Raw genomic sequence first — 24,064 nt, 5'->3', positions numbered from 1 at the left:
TCTGCTGCGCGTCGTGGAGCGTGGCACGGTAAGTACAGCTTCGAAATGCTCATGTACCCTATGTACATTCCGCTTTCTCAACCGTTTTCGCCTTGTCTCGCCCTAGCTCGCGAGATCGTAAACAGGCTCCAAACCCTCTCTTCCGCCCAAAAAAGAGCCTGCGCATGCGCAGGCTCTCTTCGTTTCAATGCTCGGCCGCCGGCTGGTGCGCCGGCTTGCCGCCCAATAGGCGGCGCACCCGGCTGCGCAAGCCGTCCAGATAGGTGTAAACCACCGGCACCACGATCAGGGTCAGCACCGTGGAGGTCAGCAAGCCGCCGATGATGGCGTGCGCCATCGGCCGGTTGCTTTCCGAACCGTCGCCGGTGCCCAGGGCCAAGGGCAGCATGCCGAAGATCATCGCCAAGCTGGTCATCATGATGGGCCGCAAACGCACGCGGCCGGCCTCCACGATGGCCTGGTTGCGCTCCATTCCTTCGCGCCGCGCCTGGTTGATGAAGTCCACCAGCAGAATGCCGTTCTTCGCCGCCAGACCCATCAACATGATGATGCCGATCACCGAGAACATGTTCAGCGTGGAGCCAAACACATAAAGCGAACAGAACACCCCGACGAAAGCCAGCGGCAAAGCCATCATGATGGTGACCGGCAGCGTGAAGCTGCGGAACTGCGCGGCCAGGATCAGATAGATGAAAATCACCCCCAACGCCAAGGCCTGCACCGCATAGCCCAGCGATTCCTGCATATCCTTTTGCTGGCCGCCCTGCACCAGCATCACGCCCGGCGGCAGCTTCAGGCCTTCCACCAGCTGATGCACCTCGGCGGAAACGGTGCCGGCGTCGCGGCCTTCGATATTGGCCAGGATGGTGATCTCGCGCATCATGTTGACGCGCTTGATCTGGCGCGGGCTGATGCCCTGCCGGGTTTCTATCAAGGAAGACATCGGAATCATATTGGCCGCGCCGTTGGCGTCCGGCCGCCCGGCCACCGTCAGCGCGTCCAAGAGCTCCTGGCGGCGTTCCGACTTGGGCACCCTCAGCTTGACGTCGTAGTTTTCCCCGTCCGGCGCTTCCCAAGTGGTGACCGCGTTGCCGGCCAGCAGGATGGACAGCGTCTTGCCCACTCGGGCCAGGTCCACGCCCAAGCTGGTGGCGGCGTCGCGCTTGAGCACCAGGTTCAAGGCCGGATCGCCTTCGCTGAGGTTGGATTCGATGTCGCGCACGCCTTTGATCTTGCCCAGCCGGCGCATCAGGTCTTCGGACACCGCCGTCAGTTCGCGCAGGTCGCTGCCGCGCAAGCCCACTTTGACCGGCTTGCCCTGCTGCTGCTCGTTGGCCACCGATTTAATGGTGACGCCGGCCACGGGCAGCACCCGCGCGCGAGCGTCGGCGATCACCTGGCCCAGCGTGCGCTGACGGCTGTTCTTGTCGCCGATGTCGACCGTCACCGAACCGTCGTTCTTGCCGGCGCCGAAGTTGCCTTCTCCCACATTCATCGAGATCGACTTGATTTCGGGAATGCCCTTCACCGCAGCAGCCAGTTCATGGCCCTTGGTGGCGGTGTACTCCAAGGCCGAGCCGGGCGCGGTCTGGTAGCTGATGGTGAACTTGCCGCTGTCTCGCTCCGGGATGAACTCGCCGCCGATGCCGGGCACCAGCGCAAAGCTGGCCACGGTGAGCAGCAGGGCGGTGCCCAGCACGGTTTTACGATGGCCCAGCGCCCAGCGGATCACGCCGACGTAGCGCTCGGCCAGCCGGTCCAGCGAGCTTTCGAAGGCGTCCAGCATCCGTCCCAGCGGGCCGCGGTGCTTGTCTCCGTGGCGATGCGGATCGTGCCAGATGGACGACAGCATCGGGTCCAGCGTGAAACTGACCAACATGGAGATCAGCACCGCCACCGCCACGGTCAGGCCGAACTGGTGGAAAAACTTGCCGATGATGCCGCCCATGAACCCCACCGGCAGGAACACCGCCACCACGGTCAACGTGGTGGCCAGCACCGCCAGACCGATTTCATTGGTCCCGTCCAACGCCGCCTGGTAGTGGCTCTTGCCCAGGCCGGCGTGACGCACGATGTTTTCCCGCACCACGATGGCGTCATCGATCAAGAGGCCGATGGACAGCGACAAGGCCAGCAGGGTCAACATGTTCAAGGTAAAGCCGAACATCTGAATGGCGAACAAGGTGCCTATCAGCGATACCGGCAGGGTCAGGCCGGTGATCACGGTGCTGCGCCAGCTGCCCAGGAACAGGAAGACGATCAGCACGGTCAGGCCCGCGCCTTCCAGCAGCGTGGACTCCACGTTATGCAGCGATTTTTTCACGTCCTCGGCGGTATCGTAGGTGTAGCGCACCTTGACCCCGGCCGGCATCTGGCTTTTCAGCTCGGCCACCCTGGCCTTGACGCCTTCGGCCACTTCCACTACGTTGGCGCCGCGCGCGGCGCGCAGGTCCAGCGACACGCCGGGCCGGCCGTCTATCAGCGAGACGCTGGACTGCTCGGCCTCGGTGTCGGCCACGGTGGCGATGTCCTCAAGCCGGATGGGCGCGCCGTTGCGGTAGCCCACCGCCAATTGCGAGAAGTCCTCGGCCGATTTCAACTTGCCGGCAACGCGGATCGCCCACTCCTTACTGACTGCCGACACCGAGCCGGCGGGGAAGTCCTGGTTGGCGGCGCGCAGCGCGTCGGCCACGTCCTGCAAGGACAGGCCGGAGGCTTCCAGACGCACCGGGTCCACATCCACGCGAATCTCGCGGCGCACCCCGCCAATCAGCTTGACGTCGCCAACGCCGGCCACCATCTGCAGCCGCTTTTTCAGCACCTTGTCCACCCAGGTGGTCAGCTCTCGCGGGCGGGTCTGATCCGAAGTCAGCACCAGGGTCAGCATAGGGTTGTCGTTGGGGTCCACCTGAGACACGGTGGGCGCGGAGATCTCGCGGCGGAACTGGCCCTGGATGGCGCCTATCTTATCCCGCACGTTCTGCACCGCCGCCACCGGGTCCACCGACAGCTCAAACTCCACCACCACGGTGGAATTGCCTTCCATGGAATACGAACGGATTTCCTTGATGCCGTTGATGGTGTTGACCGCTTCTTCCACCGGTTTGGAGATTTCGCTTTCCACCACTTCCGGGGAAGCGCCGGGATAGTCGGTGGACACCAGGGCGATGGGGAAGCGGATGTCCGGCATTTCCTCCACCGCCAGGCGCTGCCAGGAAAACAAGCCCAGCACCACCAGCGTCATCATCAACACGGCGGCGAAATAGGGATTGCGGACGCTTACTCGGGTCAGCCACATGCTGCGCCCCTCCGCTTAGAGTTTGCCGCCGGGCAGGGAAACCGGATCGCCGGCTTTCACCCCCACCAGGTCCACGGCGATCACGTGCTCGCCCGGCTTGACGCCGGACACCGCGGCCAGCCGGTCCGCCTCTGAGCGCAGCAACAATTCCACCGGCCGCCGTTCCAGCCGGCCCTGGCGCGCCACCAGCACCCAGGGCTGGCCGTCCGGATCGTGGATGGCCGGCAGCGGCAGCACGATCTGGTCGCTAAGCTGGCGCAACACAATGCCGCCCTTGGCGAACTGTCCGGCCTTCAGCTTGTGTTCCGGGTTTTTCACGCGGATGTACAGGGTGAAGCTGCGGGTGCCCGCCACCGCCACCGGGTTGATGCGCACCACTTCGCCGCGTTGAGGTTCGGCCAGGCCGTCCACGGTGAAACCGGCTTGCATGCCGGGCTGGATCTGCGAGATCAGCCTCGCCGGCACGGTGGCGGCGATTTCCAGCACCGACAGATCGGCGATGGCGAACAGCACCGCGTTCTTGCCGGCCACTTCGCCCGGATTGATTTTGCGCTCGTACACCACGCCGTCTATCGGCGCGCGGATCTGGGTGTCCGCCAGCAGGCGGCGCGCCCGCGCCAGCTGAGTGGCCTGGGCCTTGGCTTCGCCCTCCTTCACCCGGTAGTCGCTATCGAATTCGTCATAGGCGATCTGCGAGATAAACCCCTTATGCAACAGTTCGCGCTGTTTTTCCAATTTGACCTTGGCCAGGCGCAGCCGCGCCTCGGTATTGGCCACTTGGGCGTTCTGCTCCGCCACCGATTGCGACAGGACTTCGGCGTCCAGCACCGCCAGCACTTGGCCGCGCTTGACCGCCTCGCCCTCGCGCACGCGCACTTCCTTGACCCGGGCCTCCACCTCCGCGGCCACGGTGCCGCTGGTCAAGGCGTTGAGCGATCCGGTGAAGGCGATCGTCGCCGCCAGCACGCGCGGCTTGGCCGCTATCACATCGGCAGGGGACAAGGTCCGCGCCACCGGCGCGGAAGCCGCGGTTTTGCCGGCTGCGCCGTCCTTGGGCGGGTCCGCCGGTTTGGCGCCGCAAGCCGTCAGCGCCAACGATAAGAGCGGGACTATGACAAATCGTGTGTTCATCTGTGTTGTTCTTTTCTATGGTTGAGCCGCCCGCGACGCGGAGCTCGGACACGCGTGACCGGCCGCCGCGTCAGGCTCGGCGGCCGCGCATCCCGGACGATGAAACGACGCAAGACTCCCCCTTGCGCCGGCGCGGCCGGACCAGGGCCGCTTGGCATCATCCCACAGGCGTCACCGCGGGATATGCCATTGTGTGGTTGTATTGTCTTGTTGTTGTGAAGCGTGGTCGGACCAGCCGCAGTCAAGCATTTGGGCGGCCTGACTGCGGCCGCCCGTTATCATGCCACAACACTATCCATTAAACATATGTCATTGCACAAACTGCTCGGACCCCACGATGCCCAGCTTGGTCACCCCCAAACGCTGCGACTCCGCCAGCACCATCGCCACCGGCTCGTAACCCGCATCCTTGTTCGGCTTGATGTGAAACTCCGGCTGCGGCACCCGCGCCGCCGCTTCCGTCAGCTTCTTCTCCAAAGCCTCCCGGTTCGCCAAACGCTCCCCGTTCCACAAGATACCGTTGTCCGGCCCAATGTCTATCTGCACCACCACCGGCTTCTCCATCGGCTTCGCCGGACTGCTCACCGGCATGTCCAGCTTCACCGCGTGCGTCTGGATCGGAATCGTGATGATCAACATGATCAGCAGCACCAGCATCACGTCGATCAGCGGCGTGGTGTTCATCTCCACCATCAGGTCGTCGTCGGACGAGCCTACGTTCATTCCCATCTTCCTGCCCCTCCTAGTTCCGCGGCGGCGGTTCGGTAATAAAAGCGATCTTCACGATACCCGCCTGCTGCACCGCCAGCACGATGCGGCCTATCGGGCTGTACTTCGCCCCCAGGTCGCCCCGAATGTGCACTTCCGGCTGCGGGTCCTTCTTCGCCTCCTTCACCAGCCGCGCCAGCAGCTCTTCCTGCGTCTTCACCGGCGTGGTGTTCCAGTAAATAGTGTTCCCGGTGTCCACCCCCAGCACGATGTTCTCCGGCTTGGTCTGCGTCGGAATGTTGCTTTCCTTCGGCAGCGCCATCTTCACCGTCTGCGTCACCACCGGCACCGTGATCAGGAAGATGATCAGCAGCACCAGCATCACGTCCACCAGCGGCGTGGTGTTGATCGCGGACATCACCGCGTCTTCGTCGCCCTTGCCGTGGCCTTGGCCGAATCTTGCGTTGCGCCCTTTCATCGTCGACGCCTCAGCGCGCGTTCAGCAGGCTGGCGTGCAGGCGGCCCGCCACCACTCGCACCATGTCCAGCACCAGCTTGTTGCGACGCACCAGCCAGTTGTAACCCAGCACCGCCGGCACCGCCACGCCCAGGCCGATCGCCGTCATGATCAGCGCTTCGCCCACCGGGCCCGCCACTTTGTCGATCGACGCCTGACCCGACATGCCGATCGCCGTCAGCGCGTGGTAGATGCCCCACACCGTGCCGAACAGGCCGACAAACGGCGCGGTCGAGCCGACGGTGGCCACCACCGACAGGCCGTTTTGCATGTGGTGGCTGGCGGAGTCCACCGCGTCGGAGATGGCCATCGACACCCAGGTGTTGAGGTCCACGCGCCCGGCCAGCTCGCCCTTGTGCTCGGCCGCCGCTTCAATGCCGGCCACCGCCACCGCGCTGAACATGCCTTCGTCGGCCAGTTCGCTGGCGCGCTTTTGCAGCTCCGCGCCGTGCGATTCCAGCAGTTCGCGGCCTTGCTTGAGCAGGCGGCGCTGTTCCAGCAGTTTGACGATGCCGACGTACCAGGTGGCCGCGGACATGATCAGCAGGATGATCAGGGTGCCGCGCGCCACGATATCGCCTTGCGCCCACAGGGCGTCGATGCCGTACGGGTTGCTGGTCACGTGCGCGGTTTCGGCGGCCAGCGCGCTCAGGCTGCTCAACAGGGCCACGGCGGCGAAGGCGGTGCGGGTGATTTTGCTCATGTTCTGGTTCTCCTAGAGATTGCTTGTTCCGGTCGAGGCGCGCTCGCGCTCATTCGCCGGAATCGAGTTTGAAGCCGAATTCCTGGCTCAACAGGCTGTTGGGTTTGCAGCTGTAGCCTTGCAGCGCGGCGCTGATCGCCGACTGGAAGCCGCTGCGGTAGCGCGGCGGGATGCCGCCGTCGAACGAAATATTGGCGATGTGACTGAAGCGGCCGTTGTCGCCCACCTGGAAGGCCACGCGCACCACGCCCTGGATTTCGTCCTGTTGCGCCTTGCTCGGATACTCCGGCGCTTGCAGCTGGCTGCAGTTGGCCTTGGCCGACACCGGTCCCTTGGGCGCTTCCACCGCCGGGGCGGGGGTGGGCGCGGGCTGCGGCGCTGGGTCCGAGGTGGTGGACTGGATGGCGTTGGCCGTGGAGGTGACCGGCGGTGGATTGACCACCGGCGGCACGTAGGCCTGCGGCTTGGGCGCGGCGGTGGGCTGCACCACTTTCTCGATCTTGGGCGGAGGGGGCGGTGGAGGGGGCGGCGGTTCGCTGATGACCGCCACTTCCACTTTTTGCTGGATCACTTTGACCACGCCCTGGGCCAGGCCCGAGACCAGCGCGTAGATCAACAGTGCATGGAAGACGACCACGCCGACCAAGCCCGCGATGCGGCGCTTGGGCGGGGGACCGCCGATTCCTCTGGCTGTGATGCTCGTCATGTTTGATACCCGTTATTCAACAACATCCGCCTTCTTTGGCCTATGCCGCCTTGTGAACGGTTTTAGCGGGACGACGGACTGGTTGCTACTGTTGCCACATGGCACCCACTGCGTGCCGCTGCTCTTCGCTGCCTCAAGCCAGCCCAACGTCGCCTTAGCCGAAACACTCTAGCCAGCTCCGCGGAGCAAAACCTTGAACAAGCGCTCACTACGGCGACTTCCCGCGGGCTTTCACCCGCCGGAAGTCGCCTTAGAACCGGTTTACGATCTGCTACGCATCGTGATACGTGGCTCGGTGAGCGGCACCTTCAAAAGGCTCGTGTACCGTGGGTACATTGTGCTTTTTCAGCCGTTTTCGCCTCGTCTCGCTCTTGCTCGCGAGAACGTAAACAGGTTCTTACAACACCGGGAAATCACATTTTGTAGTTGAACTTGGCAAAGTAGGCGCGGCCAACCGGATCGGTAAAGCGCGGATCGTATCCTTGCTGGAAAGTCTTCTGCTGATTGCTGACCGGCGGCTCTTGGTCGAACAGATTTCGCGCGCCCACGGTGAACGTGAGTTTCTTGTCCCAGACGTAACTGCCGGACAAGTTCCAGGTGGAGTACGGCCGCACATTGTGTGACGGATCCTGATCGGTGTAGCCAGACTTGTAATCCTGTGCCAGCAGAGCGCTCCAAACCCCTTGCGCCCAGCCCAGACTCAGATTGTGCTGCCAGCGGAAAGTGGGCGCGGTGTCGATGAAGACGCCCAGGCTGTTGTGGTAAGCCCCACCCTTCTCAACCTGATATTGGTACTTAGTCATATAAGTACCGTCCAGACCGATATTGAAGGTGCCAAGGCTGGTGCGCGGCGAGGTCCAAGATACTTTGAGATCAATGCCGGAGGCACTGGTGGTGCCTAAGTTCATCGTTTGCGACGAGATATAGTTCAGGTCATTCTTGGCGTCGCGATTCATCAGGCTGGCGTATTTGGCGGCATTGGCCGGATCCAGCAACACCGCCTCGTCCACCGTTCCGATGGTGTCGTGAATCATGGTCCACCAGAAATCAGCGCTGGCGGTCAAGTTCTTCACCGGTTCGATCACAATGCCGAAGGACAGCGACGACGACTTTTCCGGACTCAGGCTCTTGTTGCCGCCGGTCATCAGATTCCGCTGCAAAGTGCCATCGCAGGCCTTGGGACCCGCGCCGGGCTGGGCCACGCCGTTAGGGCAATAGGTTGGGTCGTAAAAGCCCTGAGCGGTGTTGACCACCTGGTTGGGCTGGTTCACGTCATACAACGACGGCGCGCGGAAACCGGTACTGGCCGAGCTACGGAACATCAACTGCGGCAAAGGCTGATAACGCAGCGCCACCTTGGGGTTCACCGAGCTGCCGAAATCGCTGTAGCGGTCATAGCGCAACGCCAGCTGCGCATCCAGATTTTTTACGACCGGGATATCCGCTTCGGCGAACAGCGCATTGATATTGCGCTGCCCAGCCGCGGACTTAGCCGCATCCATGCCCAGCCCCACCGCGTCCTTGGACACATCGTAGTTGTAATCATGGCTCAGCTTTTCCTTACGCGCCTCAACGCCCAAGGCGACCGCCATCATCCCCGCCGGCAACTGCAGCACTTCCTTGCTGACCTTGAAGTCGGCGGAATACACCGTGGACTTGGCGGTGTCGGCGGTACCTGTGACCGAAACATTCTTCCAGGCGGCCCGGCCTGCGGCCGATGTATCGGTTGGATCGAAACTGCCGCTGGTAATGCCGGACTGCAACTTGCTATTGCTCAGATAGCCGCCCACCACGATATTCTTGGCGTAGTCCTCGGACCAGCCCAAGCCTGCTTTGTAATCCCAACCGGCTACCAGGCCCTCCATGTTCAACATCAGGCGCTGAGCAGTGCCGTCGCCTTCGTTGACACGGTTGCCCAAGGGAATGGAGCGCCCGTACAGCACATCACCGTTGGGATAGGTCACATCGCCCAATGTCAACTGGGTGGGGCCAGGCTGGATCGACGAGGTGTTCTTATTGCGGGAAATCAGGTATTGCAACGAGAGTTCATGGTTGTCGCCAATGCGCATCGTGCCCTTGGCAATGCCCGAGGCTTGCTCGATTTCCGGCTGAATGCCGGCAAACAGCGCATAGTTTTCCTTGCACATGCCGCCGGAGGCCACGGAATACGGCGGGCTGCACGCCGGATAACCGATATTCACCATGGTCCCATCCGGTTTCTGGATGTTCACCGGATAGGCATACGTGCTAAGACGAGGTTTCTTGGGAATAGCGAATGGACGGTCCACCGCAAAAACGGGATTGGCCTTGTGATAGTTAGCCGCCACGTAGACGTTGTAACCGTCTTTATTCAAATCGCCGATGCCGAAGGAACCATTGACCGACTTCTCATGGCCTCCACCATGCTGCGGGTCCAGCAAGTCGCCACCGATGCTGAAGCCGGTAATGCTTTTCTTGGTGATGAAGTTGATCACGCCGCCAATGGCGTCGGTACCGTAGATCGCCGAGGCGCCGTCGCGCAGCACCTCCACCCTTTCCACCGCGCTCAGCGGAATGGCATTGAGGTCGACGGCATAGCCGTCCATCGGTTGATTGGCCATGCGACGGCCATCCAACAGCACCAGCGTGTACTGGCTGCCCAACCCGCGTAAATTGGCGTAAGACGCGCCGCCATCGCTGGCGCCCACCGAGGCGCTAGCCCCCTGGGTCGACTGGTTTGCCGCCAAGCTGTTGACCACCTGCTCGACCGTATTGAGCCCTTGCTTACTCAGATCTTCGGTTCGGATGATGGTAACCGGGGCGGCCTGCTCCTGCTTGATGGAGCGCTTGATATTGGAGCCGGTGACTTCCACACGGTCCAGGGTTCCGTTGTTTTCGTCCGCGTGAGCCAAAGACGCGGCGCCAACACCGAGCATGGCGAGCGCCAGCACGATTTTCTTCTTGCGACAATTCATGATTCTCCAATCCCTTGTAAGTTCATTTGGCCACTGACCTCGTCGGGTTTATGGCTCTATTGAGAGCATCGTCGTGCTCATTTTTTGATCTGAACCGAAGGCGATCCGAGTGTGCGAATTAATCATGACCAGCGTCAATAAACTTTTCCGCGGCCGCCCCCCTCCATCTTCAGAGCGAGTAGGCACTATGTTTGAAGCAATACTTCTTAACGACTCAAAATCTTTATTAAACAAGCGTCTAACCGAAAAACGAAATCCATCACCCCGCAAAACCAAATGCATATCTAGAGCAGAAACTACAAAAAATGGGCATGTTCAAATCCCATAGGCATGTTGCTTTTTTGCAATTGCGTTAAAACCTGCGCAGTGTAAATACTTCTTATTCTTTGTTTTTAATACTTGTTACATGTAAAAACCTTGCACCAGCCATGAGTTATTTGGATGTCGCTATCTAAACCCGCCACGCCCGTCGGGTTGAGCGCAAAAATGCCGAGTTCGACTAGCTACCGCGCCCCGGTCCCCGCATGAGCCGGGCTCATGCAAACCCTTCCGCCGCCCAGCCAGAGCAGGCGGCGCGACTTAAGAGCGGCTAACAAAAATCAGTTTCACGGCCGAGAGCCTGTTCACGATCTCGCGAGCTAGAGCGAGACAAGGCGAAAACGAGCGAAAAAGCCGAATGTACGAGGGGTACATGAGCATTTTGAGCTTGTTTTTAACGCCGCATCGCCGCAGCGCAGCAGATCGTGAACAGGTTCTGAGACAAGGCGCGCCGACGCAGGCAGTACTTGAGTACGGCAAGTCGGCGTAAGGCAGCATCAGGAGTTTGTTGGCCGCTCTAAACGCAGCAGCCGATCCGCCACAGTCCACCCCTGTCCTGATTGCCATTTTTAAAGTTTGTGATTGACCAGCTAAATGATAACGATTATCATTTCTAAAAATTCACCCAGGAGGGATGTCCAATGAATGCCATGCTTGTGGGAGCCGATACCCTCGGCAATATTCCGGATGTGCTGCGCGATTTCGGCATCAACATTCATCGTCACGTCAGCGGCCGCAACAGCTCGCACCAACGCAAGGTGGACCGCCTGCCGGCCGGCACCGACCTCTTGATCCTGTTCACCGATTTTCTCGGCCACAACGTGATGCGCCATTTCCGCGAACTGGCCTCGGAAAACCAGATTCGCTTCATCGCCTGCCGCCGATCGGTCTGTGCGCTCAAGCAATCGCTCACTGGAGCCGGCCTCAACGACAGCCAATGCGCCGCCTGCCCGCATCAATGCGCGGCGGCCAAGAGCAGCGGCGGCAAGCGCAAGCGCTGAGTTTTTTCTTACCACCCTTGAAATTAAAAGCCGGCTTTCGCCGGCTTCTTTTTATCCCGCGCCACGGGCAAGAAAAAACCGGCCAGAAGGCCGGTTGGTCGCTTTGCTTCAAATAAACGATTACTCGCCGCGCCCCGCCCTGCGCGCGGCCTCGCTCAACTGCTTGAGCTGCTGCGAGAAATTGCGGCAATTGCCGCACATGAACAGGTGCACGCGCAGACGCACGTATTCCCACTGACTCAAGGAACGGTCCTGCGAGGCCGAGATCAAACGGCTGGCCTGACGACAACTCAACTTCATACGCTAGCCTCCCGGCTCCAGCGGATCGAAAAACACTCCCGCAAGCTCATGCGGGCGCGATACAGCAATACAGAACAGTTGGTCGCGGTGATCTCCAGATTCTTACAAATCTCCGCAATCTCCATGCCCATCACCTCCCGCATCACGAACACCATCGCGGTGCGGCGCGGCATGACTTCCGAGCACTGCTCGAACACCTCCCAGAACTGGCGCGAGACCAGGGATTGCTCCGGCCCGCTCCAGGCCTTGACCGGCTCGCGCCAGTGGCCATCGCGGCTGAACAGACCGTCAAAATCGCTATCGTCAGCCTCGTCCTCCAGCGATTCGAACAGTTTTTCCTTGCCCTTGCGGCGCAAGGCGTCAATCAGTTTGAAACGCAGGATGGAGGTCAACCAGGTGCGCAGCGTGGATTTGCCGCTGAAGGAGGCCCTGGATTCCAGCGCCGCCAGCAGCGTTTCCTGCACCACCTCGTCCGCGGCGTCTTTTTCGCGCAATTGCGCCAGCGCGTAGCGGAACAGGTAGGGCCGCTCCGCTTCTATGTCTCGGTCTTCTATCATTCGCCATTCGCTTTCTTGCAGCTCACTCGCGGCAGAACTCCACCGCCTGATCCAGCCGCTCCACCGCAATCACCTGCAACCCCTCAATCGGCTGGCGCGGGCGGTTGGCCTGCGGCACGATGGCGCGGGTAAATCCGAGCTTGGCCGCTTCCTTCAAGCGCTCCTGGCCGCGCGCCACCGGGCGCACCTCGCCCGCCAGGCCCACTTCGCCGAACACCACCAGTTTTTCCGGCAACGCCCGATTGCGCAGGGAGGACACCATGGCCAGGATGATGGCCAAGTCGGCCGCCGGCTCGTTGATCTTGACCCCGCCCACCGCGTTGAGGAACACGTCCTGGTCGAAGCAGGCGACGCCGCCATGGCGGTGCAACACCGCCAGCAGCATGGCCAGGCGGTTCTGCTCCAGACCCACGGTCAGGCGCTTGGGCTGGAAGCCGTGACAATCGTCCACCAGCGCCTGGATCTCCACCAGCAGCGGGCGGCTGCCCTCCTGGGTGACCAGCACGCAGGAGCCGGCCACGTCGTCCCGGTAGGAAGACAGAAAGATGGCGGAGGGGTTGGACACGCCCTTGAGGCCGCGGTCCGTCATCACGAACACGCCCAACTCGTTGACCGCGCCGAAACGGTTTTTGATCGCGCGTATCATCCGGTAATTGGAGTGGGAATCGCCCTCGAAATACAGCACGGTGTCCACCATATGCTCCAGCACGCGCGGGCCGGCCAGCGAACCTTCCTTGGTGACGTGTCCCACCAGCAATATGGTGATGCCGGTCTGCTTGGCCATCCGCGTCAGTTGCGCCGCGCATTCGCGCACCTGGGACACCGAGCCCGGCGCCGACGTCACTTGGTCGGTGTACAGGGTCTGGATGGAGTCGATCACCGCCACTTCCGGCCGCTCGCGCTTCAACGTTTCCAGGATGGCTTCCAGCCGGATTTCCGCCAGCAGGTTAACGCGCTCGGTGGCTACCGCCAGCCGGGTCGCGCGCAGCGCGATCTGCTGCGGCGATTCCTCGCCGGACACGTAGAGCACCTTGCGGCGCGCGCCAATCTCGGACAGCGCCTGCAACAACAGCGTGGATTTGCCGATGCCGGGATCGCCGCCAATCAGAATCACCGCGCCGCGCACCACGCCGCCGCCCAGCACCCGGTCCAGCTCGTCGATGCCGGACGGGTCCCGCGGCACTTCCTCGGTTTGCACATCGGACAGCTTCTGCACTTGGGTGGCGCTGTCGCTCCAGGACTGGAAACGGGCGTTGGCCGCCGGCGCGGCCTGCACCGCCTCGGTCAAGGTGTTCCAGGCGTTGCAATGCGGGCACTGGCCCTGCCATTTGGGCGTTTGACCGCCGCACTCGGCGCAACTGAAAACGGTTTTGATTTTTGCCATCAGGACAACGGAAAGAAGTGGACGGGCTCAGCCGTGCGAACCAGGCGCAGGGCTGTTCTTATTGAGTTCATTGATGATGTTGAGCAGGCGTTTCTGCTCCGGCTCCCCGCCGGAGGCCGCCTTGGATTTTTCCCCGCCTTCGCCGGCGGGCTTGTTGCGAATGGCCGCCAGCACCGCTTCCACTTGCGGATCGGTGCGCGCGGCGCGTTCGGCCTCTTCGTTGCTCAGCGGCCTGGGGCCGGGGGGCGAGATATTGGCGCTGGATTTCTCCACCGGCGCGGACGCGGCGCCGTGGCTGCTGGCGGTGGGCGCCGGCATGCCGGCGGGGGTGGAGGCTTCCTTGGGCGGTTCCATGGTGTCCAGCTTGTTTTTGGCCATGTACTCGTTCATCTCGCGCCAGCCGGCGTAGATCGCCGCCTTGTCGGCTTCGGGATTGCGCAAATAGCACTCTTCCAGCGAACGGCCGGTCTGACGGCAGGCAGCGCCTATCGCCTTATTGGCGTCCTTGGTCAAGCCGGTGACGTTGCCCACCCAGTTGCAGCCGGTCAACGCCAGCAGCAGCGGCAACCATAGCCATCGCCCTATGCTCATGCCTCGCCCCTTCCCCTCAAGCGCGCCGGGCGCGCAAATCCAGTTCCACGATCTCTCCGCTTCGGCCCTGGCTGGCGGGCCCCAGCCAGTACAGCAAATGCGGCATCAGTTCGGACAGATTGCCGCGTTCGGACTTGTCCTCGCCCGGGTGGGTGCGGTTGCGCTGCGGCGAATTCACCGGCCCCGGAATCAGCTGGTTGACGCGCAACTGCGGGTAAACGTCCCATTCATTGGCCGCCACCTGGGTGAGATAGTTGAGGCCGGCCTTGGACGCGCCGAAACCGCCCCAGTACGGCGCAGGGTGCAGCGCGTGGGTTTCGCCCACGAACAGCACCGCCGCGTCCGGAGAATCCTTCAACAACGGCAGACAAGCGCGGGTCAGCGCGAACGGCGCCACGGTATTGATCCGGTACTGGTCCATCCACTCTTCCACGGTCTGATTGGACAGCGGCGACAGCGCGTAAAAATGGGAAGCGCAATGCAAGATGCCGTCCAGGCGGCCCAACTCGCGCTTGATCATCATCGCCAGATTGTTGAAATCGCCCTCCGCCGCTTTCAGCAGGTCCAGCGGCACCGCCGCCGGGTCCGGCCCTCCCGCGGCCGCTATTTCATCGTAGACCTTCTCCAGGCCTTTGACGCTGCGAGCCAGCAACACCACGGTGGCGCCGTGCCGCGCCAAAGTGAGCGCGGCCTCGCGGCCTATGCCCTGGGTGGCGCCGGTGACCAGCACCACGCGGTCCTTGAATGCGTTAGAGGCGATATCTGTCGTCATTTTTTTCGCTATCTTGTAATCAGGGCCATCGGCGGCGCGCCTCTGCGGCCGCCGGATGGCTCACAGTCTTCCAATCACCGCGCGGGCGGCTGCGACGCCGCTTCGGACGGCTCCCTCCAAAGTGGCAGGATAATCAGCATGCGTCCAATCTCCCGCCAAATAAAGCGATTGTACCGGGCTTGGCTGCGCCGGTCGCCTCATATCGACCAAACTGGCAAAAGTGGCCCGCCGCTCCGCCAGCACCCGGAAATCAAGCCGCCGGCCGGCGCGCGGATCAAGCCGGCGCACGTCGGCCTCCACCAGAGCAGCCAGTTCCTCTTGCGAAAGCGCGTCCAGATGCTCCGGCGCGCTCATCACCGCGGCCACCCAGCCGGTTTCGCCCATCAGCGCGCCGCGGTCGAACAGCCAGTCGCCGACGCCGCCGCTGCAGGCGCACATCGGCGCCGGCAAGCGGACCGCGCCCTCAAACTGCAGATAGACGGTGTAGATGGGCCAATAACGATAAGCATTGGTCAACTGGCGCAGCGTTGGATCCGCCGTCAGCTCCGCCGCGTGATACGGCGCCACCGCCAGCACGGCGGCGTCGAAACGCTCGCCGTCCACGCTCACCCCCGTTGAATCCGCCGCCACGCCTCGCACGCGCCGGCCGGCGCGCAGATCCGCGCCGCGCTCGGCCAGCCACCGCCAGGCGGGCTCAGGGAACAAGGCGGACAAATCCACTCTGGGCAGCAAAAGATCGCTGGCGGCGCGGTCCGCGCCCAGGCTGTCGCGCAGCACCGCGGCCAGCACCCGCATCGACGCCTGTTCCGGCGGCGTGTTGAGGCCGGACAGCACCAGCGGCCGCCAGAATTCTCGGATCAGCGTTTCGGACTGCCCTTGCTGCGTCAGCCATTGCGCCACCGCGCAATCCGGCGCCACCCGCCAGCCCTGTCCTTTCAAACGCTGCAAGGCCAGCGCCAGCCTCGCCTTGTCGCGCCAGCTTATGCCGCGCGCCGTCAGCAGGCCCGCCGCCAGGTGCAAGGGCGCCGGCAGACGCGGGCAGCTCAGGCTGATGCCGCCCTGGCGTCGCCAGTTCATCGGCAGGCGCAGCAAGGCCCGGCTCTCGTCCACGCCCACCGCGGCCATCAGCCGCAGGCATTCCCGGTACGCGCCAATCAGAATGTGCTGACCATTGTCCAGCCGGCTGCCGCGCACGCCGATGCGGCGCGCGCGGCCTCCCGGCTCGCGCCCGGCTTCGAACACGGTCAGCTCCGCCCGGCCCGCCAGCTCCACCGCGGCGGCAAGCCCGGCCCAACCGGCGCCGATCACGGCAACGCGCGGCTTGCTCATCGTCGGCTCACGCCCGGTAGCCGAAAGTCCAGGTTTTCCATGCCAGCCACAGTTTGCGGATGGGCGTCAGCGACAGCCGCTGATTGAGCACCTTGGCCGGACCGTCCAGCTTGATTTCCTCCAATGTGGCGCGATAAATCGCCGCCATCAGCAAGCCGGGGCGCTGCGCCTTGCGGTCCGCGGCGGGCAGCATGTCCCAGGCCTGCCGGTAGTACTGCTGCGCGCGCTCTATCTGGAATTCCATCAAGGCCTTGAAAGCCGCGCTTTCCTCATAGTGCAGGATGTCCATCGCCGGGCAGTTGAAGCGCTGCAGCTCCTCCATCGGCAGATAGATGCGGTCTCGGCGCGCATCCTCGCCCACGTCGCGGATGATGTTGGTCAGTTGGAAAGCGATGCCCAGCTCGTGCGCGTACTCCAGCGTCTTCTCGTCGCTGTAGCCGAAGATGCGCGCCGCCAGTTGCCCCACCACGCCGGCCACGCGATGGCAGTACAGCAACAGGTCCTGGAAGCGTTGATAGCGCACCATGCTCAGGTCCATCGCCATGCCGTCTATGATTTCCTCCAGCTCGCTCTGCGGCAGGCCGAAGGCCCGAGCGTGCGGCTGCAGCGCCTGCATCACAGGATGTTCCGGCGTGCCCTGATAGAGCTTGGCGACCTCGCCGCGCCACCAGGCCAGCTTGGCGCTGGCCACGTTGGGGTCGTGGCATTCGTCCACCACGTCGTCCACCTCTCGGCAGAAAGCGTACAGCGCGGTAATCGCGCGGCGGCGCGGCTCCGGCAAGAAACGGAAGCTGTAATAGAAGCTGGAGCCGCTGGCGGCAGCCTTGTCTTCGCAATACTGATCAGGCGTCACGCGCCACTCCTGTTCAAGCGGCGGCCGCGGAGGGCCGCCGTTCTCATAATATTCATCGTCATCGCGCCGCGGTTCTTACGAATGTGTTTACGATCTCGCGAGCTAGGGCGAGACAAGGCGAAAACGGCTGAAAAAACCGAGTGTACACACGGTACATGAGCATTTTGAAGCCGTACTCACCGTGTAACGCTCCACGACGCGTAGTAGATCGTAAACAGGTTCTTATTTGGCGCGCGCCGCGCGCCACAACATATAGAGCCAGTCGCGCCAGTTCAGCACCGGGCGGCTGCGGAATACGTCGCCGCCGGAGTCGTGCAGTTTTTTCAGGATGCGCTCGCCGCCCAGAATGATCAGCCTCAGTTCCAGCCCCATCCTGCCCTTCAGCACTTTGCCCAGCGGCGCGCCGGCCTGCAACATCTTGCGCGCGCGTTCGATCTGGGCGCGCATCATCGGCTGCCACAGGCCGCCGGCGTCGCGCTCGGCGATCTGCTCCTCTGTCACCCGGAAGCGCTGCAAATCCTCCTGCGGCAGATAAACCCGGCCCTTGCGCCAGTCCAGCTCCACATCCTGTAGAAAATTGATCAGCTGCAGCGCGGTGCAGATGCCGTCCGACATCGCCAGCGAGCGCCTGTCGTTCTCGCCGTAGAGGGCCAGCATCAGCCTTCCCACCGGATTGGCGGAACGGCGGCAGTAATCCGCCAGTTCCGCGTAATCGCGATAGCGGGTTTTTTCCACATCCTGACGGAAAGCCGCCAACAGGTCGTGAAACGGCTGCAAGTCCAGGCCGTGCTCGGCGATGGCCGCCGCCAGATTGCGCATCATGGCGGTGTCCGGCGTGTGCCCGGCGCCAATGCGCTCCAGCTCCGCGCCCAAGCGGTCCAGTTCGGCCAGCCTCAGTTCGGGTGCGTCATCGCCCTCGTCCGCCACATCGTCGGCGTAGCGCGCGAAATGGTAGATCGCATGCACGGCGCGGCGCATCCTGCGCGGCAGCAGAATGGAGCCCACCGGGAAATTCTCGTAATGCCCCACCGACATTGGCTTGCTTCCTGTTGTATGGCTGGCGAATCCGGGATTATAACCGAGCGCCCCGGCCCCTCCTATGCCGCCGGTCGCGCGCCCCTCGTAAAAATATCCAAAAAAAATGGGGATAGCTATTTACAAGCACGGGACCCTGCCATATACTGCGCAGCACTGTGAAACGCAGCCGGTGCGGGGGTATAGCTCAGTTGGGAGAGCGCTTGCATGGCATGCAAGAGGTCAGCGGTTCGATCCCGCTTACCTCCACCAAAACTGCCTCACAGCAAGACGTCTCGCATACACAGCGACACGCATAGCGAAAGCCGATTCTGATGAATCGGCTTTTTGCATTTCTCTCCCGCTATTTTCCCGCTTGCCTTTTTTTGTTGCGGCGCAAATAACTAAAGCACGTTCACCCCGCCTCCCGTCGCGGAGCCCCGCATGCCTCGTGCCCGCCTGATCTTCCTGTTGCTGTCCTTATTCGCGCTCAGCGCCGCGGCCGAACAGCGCCCCGCCAGCCTGCGGCTGTGCACCGAAGACATGGATTCCCCGCCATGGCGCAGCCAGAACGGCCCCAGCCTGAGCCTGCAAATGCTGAAGACTTCCGCCCAAAAAACCAATATCAAGCTGGAAATCCGGGAAATGGCCTGGGTACGCTGCCTGAACGAGGTGCAGAACAATCAGATCGACGGCGTGTTCGAGATCAGCTTCAAGCCGGAGCGGCTGCGCATCGGCGTCTATCCGATGAAGGGCGACGCGCCAGACCCAAGCTTGCGCATGCATCTGGACGGTTACAGCCTGTACCGGCTGAAAGGCTCTAAACTGGAATGGGACGGCCAGAGCCTCAGTCATCTCGACGGCGCCGTCGGCGCGCAGACCGGCTTCTCGGTAATCGCCCAGCTTCAGGCGCTGGGCGCGTCGGTTGACGACAGCTCGCGCAACCCGGAGCAGAATCTGAACAAGCTGCTGGCGCACCGCATCGGCGCCCTGGCCCTGCCCACCTTGACCGGCGACAACCTGTTGGCGAGCAACCCTGTCTATAGGGACAGAGTAGAAAAAGTGGGGCCGGATCTGGTCGCCAAGCCTTACTACCTGATTTTTTCCCACAACTTCGCGGACAGCCACCCCAAGCTGACCCGCCAATTCTGGGAAGCCATCGCCCAAACGCGGGAATCCCCCGAATACCACAAAGCCCTGCAAGACGCGCTGCGCCAACTCAACCGCTGACGCCGCCGTGTTGCGTCTCCGCTATCCCAAATCGGCAAAGCGCCGCCCGCCCGCTTGCCCCTCCGCGCGAATCTTGCGAGCGTAAGCCTGGTTTACGACTTACGCCGCCGGGGGAAACATGACCGCTCGCCTGCCCGTCCATACCGCCGAGCCCGTCCGCGGCGGCCTGATCGCCCTGATCGCCTTCGCCGCCGTCGCGCCGCTAGTGCTAATGACCGCCCCGGCGCTGGCCAGCCAATTGGCCACCCAGTTTGGCCTGGGGCCCGAACGAATCGGCCGCCTTTTCTCCGTGGAGCTGGGCGCGATGAGCCTGGCGACGCTGCCGGCTTATCTATGGCTGCCGCGCGTGGACTGGCGCCGCGCCGCCGCCTGCGCCGGCGGGCTGTTCATCGCCGCCAATCTCGCCTCCTGTTTCGCCTCCACTTACGCCGAGCTTTTGCCGTTGCGGCTGCTCAGCGCGCTGGCCGGCGGCTCCTTGATGATTCTATGCCTGTCCACCGCCGCGGCCAGCCCCAATCCGGACCGCGCCTACGGCCTGTGGGTCTCCGGCCAGTTGGCACTGGGCGCTTTGGGGCTGGTTCTGTTTCCGGCTTGGTTCGCCCGCTACGGCATCGCCGCCTGTTATCTGAGCCTGGCGGCGCTGATGGCTTTGTGCCTGCCCCTGGCCCGCTGGTTTCCGCCCTCTGCGGCCAAGCCAGGCGGGCCAGCCGGCGCGAAAGCGCCGCCCTGGCGCCCGGTGGTGATCGGCGCGGCCGCCACCTTATGCTTTTACATCAGCCTGAGCGGTACCTGGACCTTCATCGGCAGCATCGCCGGCCAAGCGGGGCTGACGCCCGAACAAAGCGGCGACTGGCTGGCCCTCGCCACCTTGATGGGCATCGCCGGTTCCGTCTGCGCCGCGGCGATTGGCGGGCGCGGTCAACGCCGCCGTCTGCTGATCGCCGGTTACGGGCTGATGCTGCTGGCGCTGGCGCTGCTACTGGGCGCGCCTCGCGTCGGGCGCTTCGCGGCGGCGGCGCTCGTCTTCAAATACGCGTGGACCTTCATCCTGCCCTTTATTCTGGCCACGCTGGCCGCACTGGATCACAGCGGCCGGCTGATGAACACGGTCAACCTGGCCATCGGCGGCGGCCTGGCGCTGGGGCCGTCGCTGGCCGGCGAATTAATGGCCGCCCACGGCCAAAACCCGCAAACCCTGCTGCTCGTCTCCATTGGGCTCGCCGCCTTGTCGCTGGCCCTGTTGCTGACGCTGCGGCCCGCAACGGCAAGGAGCCCGCAATGACCTCCCGCACCGCGTTTTTCTTCGACGAGCTCTGTCTGTGGCACAGCGTCGGCCCTCACGCGCAGATTCTGCCGGTGGGCGGCTGGGTGCAACCGCCATCCGGCAGCGGCCACGCGGAATCCCCGGACAGCAAACGCCGCCTGAAAAACCTGATGGACGTGTCCGGCCTCAGCGCCCGGCTGCAAGTGCGCAGCGCGCCGCCGCTGGGCGAAGACGACCTGCTGCGCGTGCACTCGGCCGCCTATCTGCAACGCTTCAAGGCGCTCAGCGACGCCGGCGGCGGCGAGTTGGGGCCGCAAGCGCCAATCGGCCCCGGCAGCTATGAAATCGCCAAGTTGTCCGCCGGCCTGGCCTGGGCCGCTGTGAACGCCGTGCTTGCCGGAGAGGCGGACAAGGCCTATGCCTTGTCGCGTCCGCCCGGCCACCATTGTTCGGCTGACGGCGCGATGGGCTTCTGCTTTCTGGCCAACGCCGCTCTAGCCGCGGAACTGGCCATCGCCCGCCACGGCCTGAGCCGCGTCGCCATCGTCGACTGGGACGTGCACCACGGCAACGGCACTCAGTCGATTTTTTACCAACGCGGCGACGTGTTGACCCTCTCCCTGCATCAGGATGGCTGCTACCCGCCCGGTTCCGGCGGAGCCGAGGATCGCGGCGAGGGTGACGGCCAGGACGCCAATCTGAATATTCCGCTGCTGCCCGGCGGCGGCCACCAGGCCTATCTGGACGCGATGCGCTTGCTGGTCCTGCCGGCGCTGCGGCGTTTCCGGCCCGAGCTGATCATCGTGGCCTGCGGCTACGACGCCAACGCCGTCGACCCGCTGGCCAGGATGCAAGCGCACAGCGATACCTTCCGCTCCATGACGCGGCAGCTGGCCGACTACGCCGACGCCGAGACGAACGGACGGTTGGTCCTGCTGCACGAAGGCGGTTATTCCGAAGCCTATGTGCCCTTTTGCGGCCTGGCCGCGCTGGAAGCGCTGTCCGGCGTCCGCACCGAGGTGGAGGATCCGCTGCTGGAACTGATCGTCGCTCAACAGCCGGGCGCGCCGATGCGCGAGCTGCAGGCTCGCCTGCTGGAGGCGCAAGCCGAGCAACGCGGGTTTTGAACGCGCTCAATCATCAAGGAGAAGCGATATGTCCAACGTCACCCCCGAATTCATCCAGGTCGGCGCATTGGCCGACGGCTTCGCGCCCGACAGCCTGGCCCTGCCCCGCTGCGCCGAACTCGACGGCCAAAGCCTGCGGCTGTGCTTCGACGACGACAGCGTAGCGGATTGTCGGCTTGAGTCCGACGGAGACGCTAGCGTCTCCATTGTCCAGACGGGGCTGGCCTCGTCGCTGACGGACATGAACGGCTTCCACGCCAGTTCCTTGCGGCCAGGCGTCTATTTCGTCGACTTCCTCCACCAAGGCCCGGCCGCGCAGTCCCTCAGCCTGATCCTGGACTTGGCGCGCGGCCGCTTCACCTTGGTCCGGGGCCGGCTGCCCGACGCCGCCGCGACGCGGATTTGCGCCTTCGACCGAGTGGAGCGCCAGCTGGAACTGACCGGGGTGGACGTCGAATTCCTCCACGGCGCCGTCAACCAGCCCGCCGCCGCGGTCCCGCCGCACGCGCTCAGCCGCGAACTGATCGGCATGCGCAACCGCTACCGCTACAGCCCCACCGAGTGCTACGAGCACATTTACCTGAATGACGGCCTCTACGCCTGGCACTGCCTGGAGGGCGTGGAGCGCGGCCTGGCCGACGTCGACCGCTGCCACTACTATCAGGTGGCGGAGCGGCTGTATTTATTCGTCTGGCGCGAAAAAATCATTCCCACTCTGGGCGTGATCTTGATCGACCTGGAGCAAATGCGCACCGACGGCAAGATCTTCGGCTATCAGGACGGGGATTTCGGCGCCACCCGCAACTTCCGGGTGGGCGCGCGGGCCAGCGTCGTCAACCACACTCGCGGTTAAAGGCCCGCGCCGGTCTTCATTCCCTTTCTAGCCGCGCATACGCCAGCGTCGGCACATCCACCGCCGTCGCGCCCCCGTCGGCCGTCAGGCAAGCGCCGCTGACCATCGCGGCCTCGTCGGACAATAGAAAGCGGCAGATCGCGGCGATCTCCTCCGGCGTAGCCGGCCGCCGCAAAGGCACGTCGGCGGTCACCCGCCGGTAGGCGGCCTCCAGATCTTCGCCATGGGCCGCCATCAGCGGCCGCATTTCCTCGTCCGCCATCGGCGTGCGCACCCAACCCGGACACAGCGCGTTCACCCGCACCGCCGGTCCGTAGTCGCGCGCCAGCGACCGGGCCAGCCCCAGCAAGGCGTGCTTGGCCACGACATAGCCGCATGCTTGCGGTCCGGCCGCCAGGCCGGCGATGGAGGACATCAGCACCATGCCGCCGCCCTGTCGCATCAGGTCCGGCAGGCAGGCACGAGCGCTGACGAAGGCGGTGTCCAGATTAGCGCGCATGGAGGCGCGCCAGGCCTCGTCGTCGGTCTCCAGCGCCGCGCCCATGCCCAGACCGCCGGCGCAAGCCGCCAGACCGTCCACCCGCCCCCACCGCGCGTGGATGCGCGCGAGAAAATCCTCCCAAAGCGCGGAGTCGGCGGCGTCGCCCGCCAAGGCCAGGCCCCCGGTTTCCTCCGCCAGCGCCAACAGAGGCCCCGCCCGCCGCCCCACCAGGGCCACGCGCGCGCCTTCGGCGGCGAAACGCCGCGCGCAGGCCGCGCCGATGCCGGAACCCGCGCCGGTGATCACAATGGTTTTATCTCGCAAGGACATCGCAGCCTCCTTTGGCCTAGTTTGCCGTCAAGCTCGTCGGAGGGGCTCGCCGGCATTATGTTAATATATTCATTTAATTATCCGGCCATCCCCGCCCTTTTCACGCGACTTGAATCGAAGGAGCCGCCATGGATCCCACGCAACGTCCCTATCAATATCAACTGCCGCAACGCTTGCTGCGCGCCCGCGAAGCGGTGATGTCCTACTTTCGACCGGTGTTGAGCCGGCACGGGCTGTCAGAACAACAATGGCGCGTATTGCGCCTGCTGGCGGAGCGCGGTGAAATGGAAGCCGGTGAGATCGCCCAGCGCGCCGGCATCCACCCGCCCAGCCTCAGCGGCATCCTGACGCGCATGGAACGGGATGATCTGGTGTACCGCCACCGCGCCCGAAGCGACAACCGCCGCTTGATCGTCACGCCCACACCGCACGCCAAGACGCTGACCCAACGCGTCATCCCGCTCTCCAATGACTGCTACCGGCGGATCGAGACTCATTTCTCCCCTGCCAAGCTGCAGACCTTGCTGGCATTGCTGGACGAGTTGGAAAACCTGCCCGCGCCGTAATGAGAAGCTGTTCACGATCCTGTTTCCGCGACGGACGAGGGTCCGCCCTCCGCGAGTCACCATGGATAGAGAGGATG

The 24,064-nt window shown here is 63.7% G+C and carries 22 protein-coding genes and 1 tRNA gene; 7 read left to right on the top strand and 16 right to left on the bottom strand.

The features are described 5' to 3' along the window. Window positions 1–184: 184 nt before the first annotated feature. The 7 genes from DXT74_RS12000 to DXT74_RS11970 all read right to left on the bottom strand — a co-directional run bounded on the left by DXT74_RS12000 (window position 185) and on the right by DXT74_RS11970 (window position 10,017). Entirely contained in the window at window positions 185–3,298 is a 3,114-nt protein-coding gene (locus tag DXT74_RS12000) for an efflux RND transporter permease subunit (RefSeq protein WP_194426050.1), read from the bottom strand. A gap of 15 nt (window positions 3,299–3,313) precedes the next feature. Continuing rightward, the gene (locus DXT74_RS11995; RefSeq protein WP_194426049.1) at window positions 3,314–4,429 is read right to left on the bottom strand and encodes an efflux RND transporter periplasmic adaptor subunit; all 1,116 of its coding nucleotides are present in this window, start codon (window positions 4,427–4,429) and stop codon (window positions 3,314–3,316) included. 309 nt (window positions 4,430–4,738) lie between these two features. Beyond that, on the bottom strand, window positions 4,739–5,152 hold the full coding sequence (locus DXT74_RS11990; RefSeq protein ID WP_231138169.1) for a biopolymer transporter ExbD: 414 nt from the start codon (window positions 5,150–5,152) through the stop codon (window positions 4,739–4,741). Between the two features lie 19 nt (window positions 5,153–5,171). After that, window positions 5,172–5,615, bottom strand: coding sequence for a biopolymer transporter ExbD (locus DXT74_RS11985; protein WP_043631007.1), 444 nt, complete (start codon window positions 5,613–5,615; stop codon window positions 5,172–5,174). A gap of 10 nt (window positions 5,616–5,625) precedes the next feature. Beyond that, the gene (locus tag DXT74_RS11980) at window positions 5,626–6,357 is read right to left on the bottom strand and encodes a MotA/TolQ/ExbB proton channel family protein (RefSeq protein WP_043631004.1); all 732 of its coding nucleotides are present in this window, start codon (window positions 6,355–6,357) and stop codon (window positions 5,626–5,628) included. Window positions 6,358–6,406: 49 nt separating this feature from the next. After that, window positions 6,407–7,063 carry a hypothetical protein gene (locus DXT74_RS11975; protein ID WP_043631835.1) on the bottom strand — a complete coding sequence of 219 codons (657 nt, stop codon included), beginning with the start codon at window positions 7,061–7,063 and terminating at the stop codon, window positions 6,407–6,409. A 413-nt stretch (window positions 7,064–7,476) separates the two neighbouring features. Beyond that, window positions 7,477–10,017: a TonB-dependent siderophore receptor gene (locus tag DXT74_RS11970; RefSeq protein ID WP_194426048.1), complete on the bottom strand. Its 2,541-nt coding sequence runs from the start codon at window positions 10,015–10,017 to the stop codon at window positions 7,477–7,479. A 959-nt stretch (window positions 10,018–10,976) separates the two neighbouring features. Between DXT74_RS11970 and DXT74_RS11965 the strand changes: the two genes are divergently transcribed. Next, entirely contained in the window at window positions 10,977–11,336 is a 360-nt protein-coding gene (locus DXT74_RS11965) for a DUF2325 domain-containing protein (protein WP_081557136.1), read from the top strand. A gap of 120 nt (window positions 11,337–11,456) precedes the next feature. Here DXT74_RS11965 and DXT74_RS11960 read toward each other — a convergent pair whose 3' ends face one another. The 8 genes from DXT74_RS11960 to hpnC all read right to left on the bottom strand — a co-directional run bounded on the left by DXT74_RS11960 (window position 11,457) and on the right by hpnC (window position 18,157). Further along, a complete protein-coding gene (locus DXT74_RS11960; protein ID WP_043639667.1) occupies window positions 11,457–11,636 on the bottom strand; it encodes a zf-HC2 domain-containing protein in 180 nt (59 codons plus the stop codon). Beyond that, a complete protein-coding gene (locus DXT74_RS11955; protein ID WP_194426047.1) occupies window positions 11,633–12,193 on the bottom strand; it encodes a sigma-70 family RNA polymerase sigma factor in 561 nt (186 codons plus the stop codon). The genes DXT74_RS11960 and DXT74_RS11955 overlap by 4 nt, the downstream gene beginning before the upstream one ends. Before the next feature lie 22 nt (window positions 12,194–12,215). Continuing rightward, a complete protein-coding gene (gene radA / locus DXT74_RS11950) occupies window positions 12,216–13,577 on the bottom strand; it encodes a DNA repair protein RadA (RefSeq protein ID WP_081556537.1) in 1,362 nt (453 codons plus the stop codon). 27 nt (window positions 13,578–13,604) lie between these two features. After that, complete coding sequence (locus DXT74_RS11945; RefSeq protein ID WP_194426046.1) at window positions 13,605–14,168, bottom strand: hypothetical protein; 564 nt, start codon at window positions 14,166–14,168, stop codon at window positions 13,605–13,607. A 16-nt stretch (window positions 14,169–14,184) separates the two neighbouring features. Next, the gene (locus DXT74_RS11940) at window positions 14,185–14,940 is read right to left on the bottom strand and encodes an SDR family oxidoreductase (RefSeq protein WP_043639657.1); all 756 of its coding nucleotides are present in this window, start codon (window positions 14,938–14,940) and stop codon (window positions 14,185–14,187) included. Between the two features lie 60 nt (window positions 14,941–15,000). Then, window positions 15,001–16,269 carry a hydroxysqualene dehydroxylase HpnE gene (hpnE, locus tag DXT74_RS11935; protein WP_194426045.1) on the bottom strand — a complete coding sequence of 423 codons (1,269 nt, stop codon included), beginning with the start codon at window positions 16,267–16,269 and terminating at the stop codon, window positions 15,001–15,003. Between the two features lie 7 nt (window positions 16,270–16,276). Then, window positions 16,277–17,122, bottom strand: a complete 846-nt coding sequence (hpnD, locus tag DXT74_RS11930) for a presqualene diphosphate synthase HpnD (protein WP_043639649.1) — start codon at window positions 17,120–17,122, stop codon at window positions 16,277–16,279. 222 nt (window positions 17,123–17,344) lie between these two features. After that, window positions 17,345–18,157, bottom strand: a complete 813-nt coding sequence (gene hpnC, locus DXT74_RS11925; RefSeq protein WP_194426044.1) for a squalene synthase HpnC — start codon at window positions 18,155–18,157, stop codon at window positions 17,345–17,347. A gap of 176 nt (window positions 18,158–18,333) precedes the next feature. On the opposite strand from hpnC, the gene DXT74_RS11920 reads away from it, so the two are divergent. The 5 genes from DXT74_RS11920 (at window position 18,334) to DXT74_RS11900 (ending at window position 22,610) form a co-directional block, all read left to right on the top strand. After that, window positions 18,334–18,409 (top strand) — tRNA-Ala (locus DXT74_RS11920). 171 nt (window positions 18,410–18,580) lie between these two features. Then, window positions 18,581–19,366, top strand: coding sequence for an ABC transporter substrate-binding protein (locus DXT74_RS11915; RefSeq protein ID WP_194426043.1), 786 nt, complete (start codon window positions 18,581–18,583; stop codon window positions 19,364–19,366). Between the two features lie 118 nt (window positions 19,367–19,484). Then, entirely contained in the window at window positions 19,485–20,648 is a 1,164-nt protein-coding gene (locus tag DXT74_RS11910) for an MFS transporter (protein WP_043639642.1), read from the top strand. Beyond that, window positions 20,645–21,757, top strand: coding sequence for a class II histone deacetylase (locus DXT74_RS11905; protein WP_194426042.1), 1,113 nt, complete (start codon window positions 20,645–20,647; stop codon window positions 21,755–21,757). The genes DXT74_RS11910 and DXT74_RS11905 overlap by 4 nt, the downstream gene beginning before the upstream one ends. 28 nt (window positions 21,758–21,785) lie before the next feature. Beyond that, a complete protein-coding gene (locus DXT74_RS11900; RefSeq protein WP_194426041.1) occupies window positions 21,786–22,610 on the top strand; it encodes a MoaF C-terminal domain-containing protein in 825 nt (274 codons plus the stop codon). A 16-nt stretch (window positions 22,611–22,626) separates the two neighbouring features. Here DXT74_RS11900 and DXT74_RS11895 read toward each other — a convergent pair whose 3' ends face one another. After that, on the bottom strand, window positions 22,627–23,421 hold the full coding sequence (locus tag DXT74_RS11895) for an SDR family NAD(P)-dependent oxidoreductase (protein ID WP_194426040.1): 795 nt from the start codon (window positions 23,419–23,421) through the stop codon (window positions 22,627–22,629). A 128-nt stretch (window positions 23,422–23,549) separates the two neighbouring features. On the opposite strand from DXT74_RS11895, the gene hpaR reads away from it, so the two are divergent. Continuing rightward, complete coding sequence (gene hpaR / locus DXT74_RS11890; RefSeq protein WP_081556527.1) at window positions 23,550–23,987, top strand: homoprotocatechuate degradation operon regulator HpaR; 438 nt, start codon at window positions 23,550–23,552, stop codon at window positions 23,985–23,987. Window positions 23,988–24,064: the final 77 nt, after the last annotated feature.

The organism is Chromobacterium sp. Rain0013 (assembly GCF_015291765.1).
Classification (GTDB): Bacteria; Pseudomonadota; Gammaproteobacteria; order Burkholderiales; family Chromobacteriaceae; genus Chromobacterium; species Chromobacterium haemolyticum.
The sequence above is the reverse complement of the archived record's forward strand: the minus strand, read 5'-3'. Positions and strand labels throughout refer to the sequence as shown.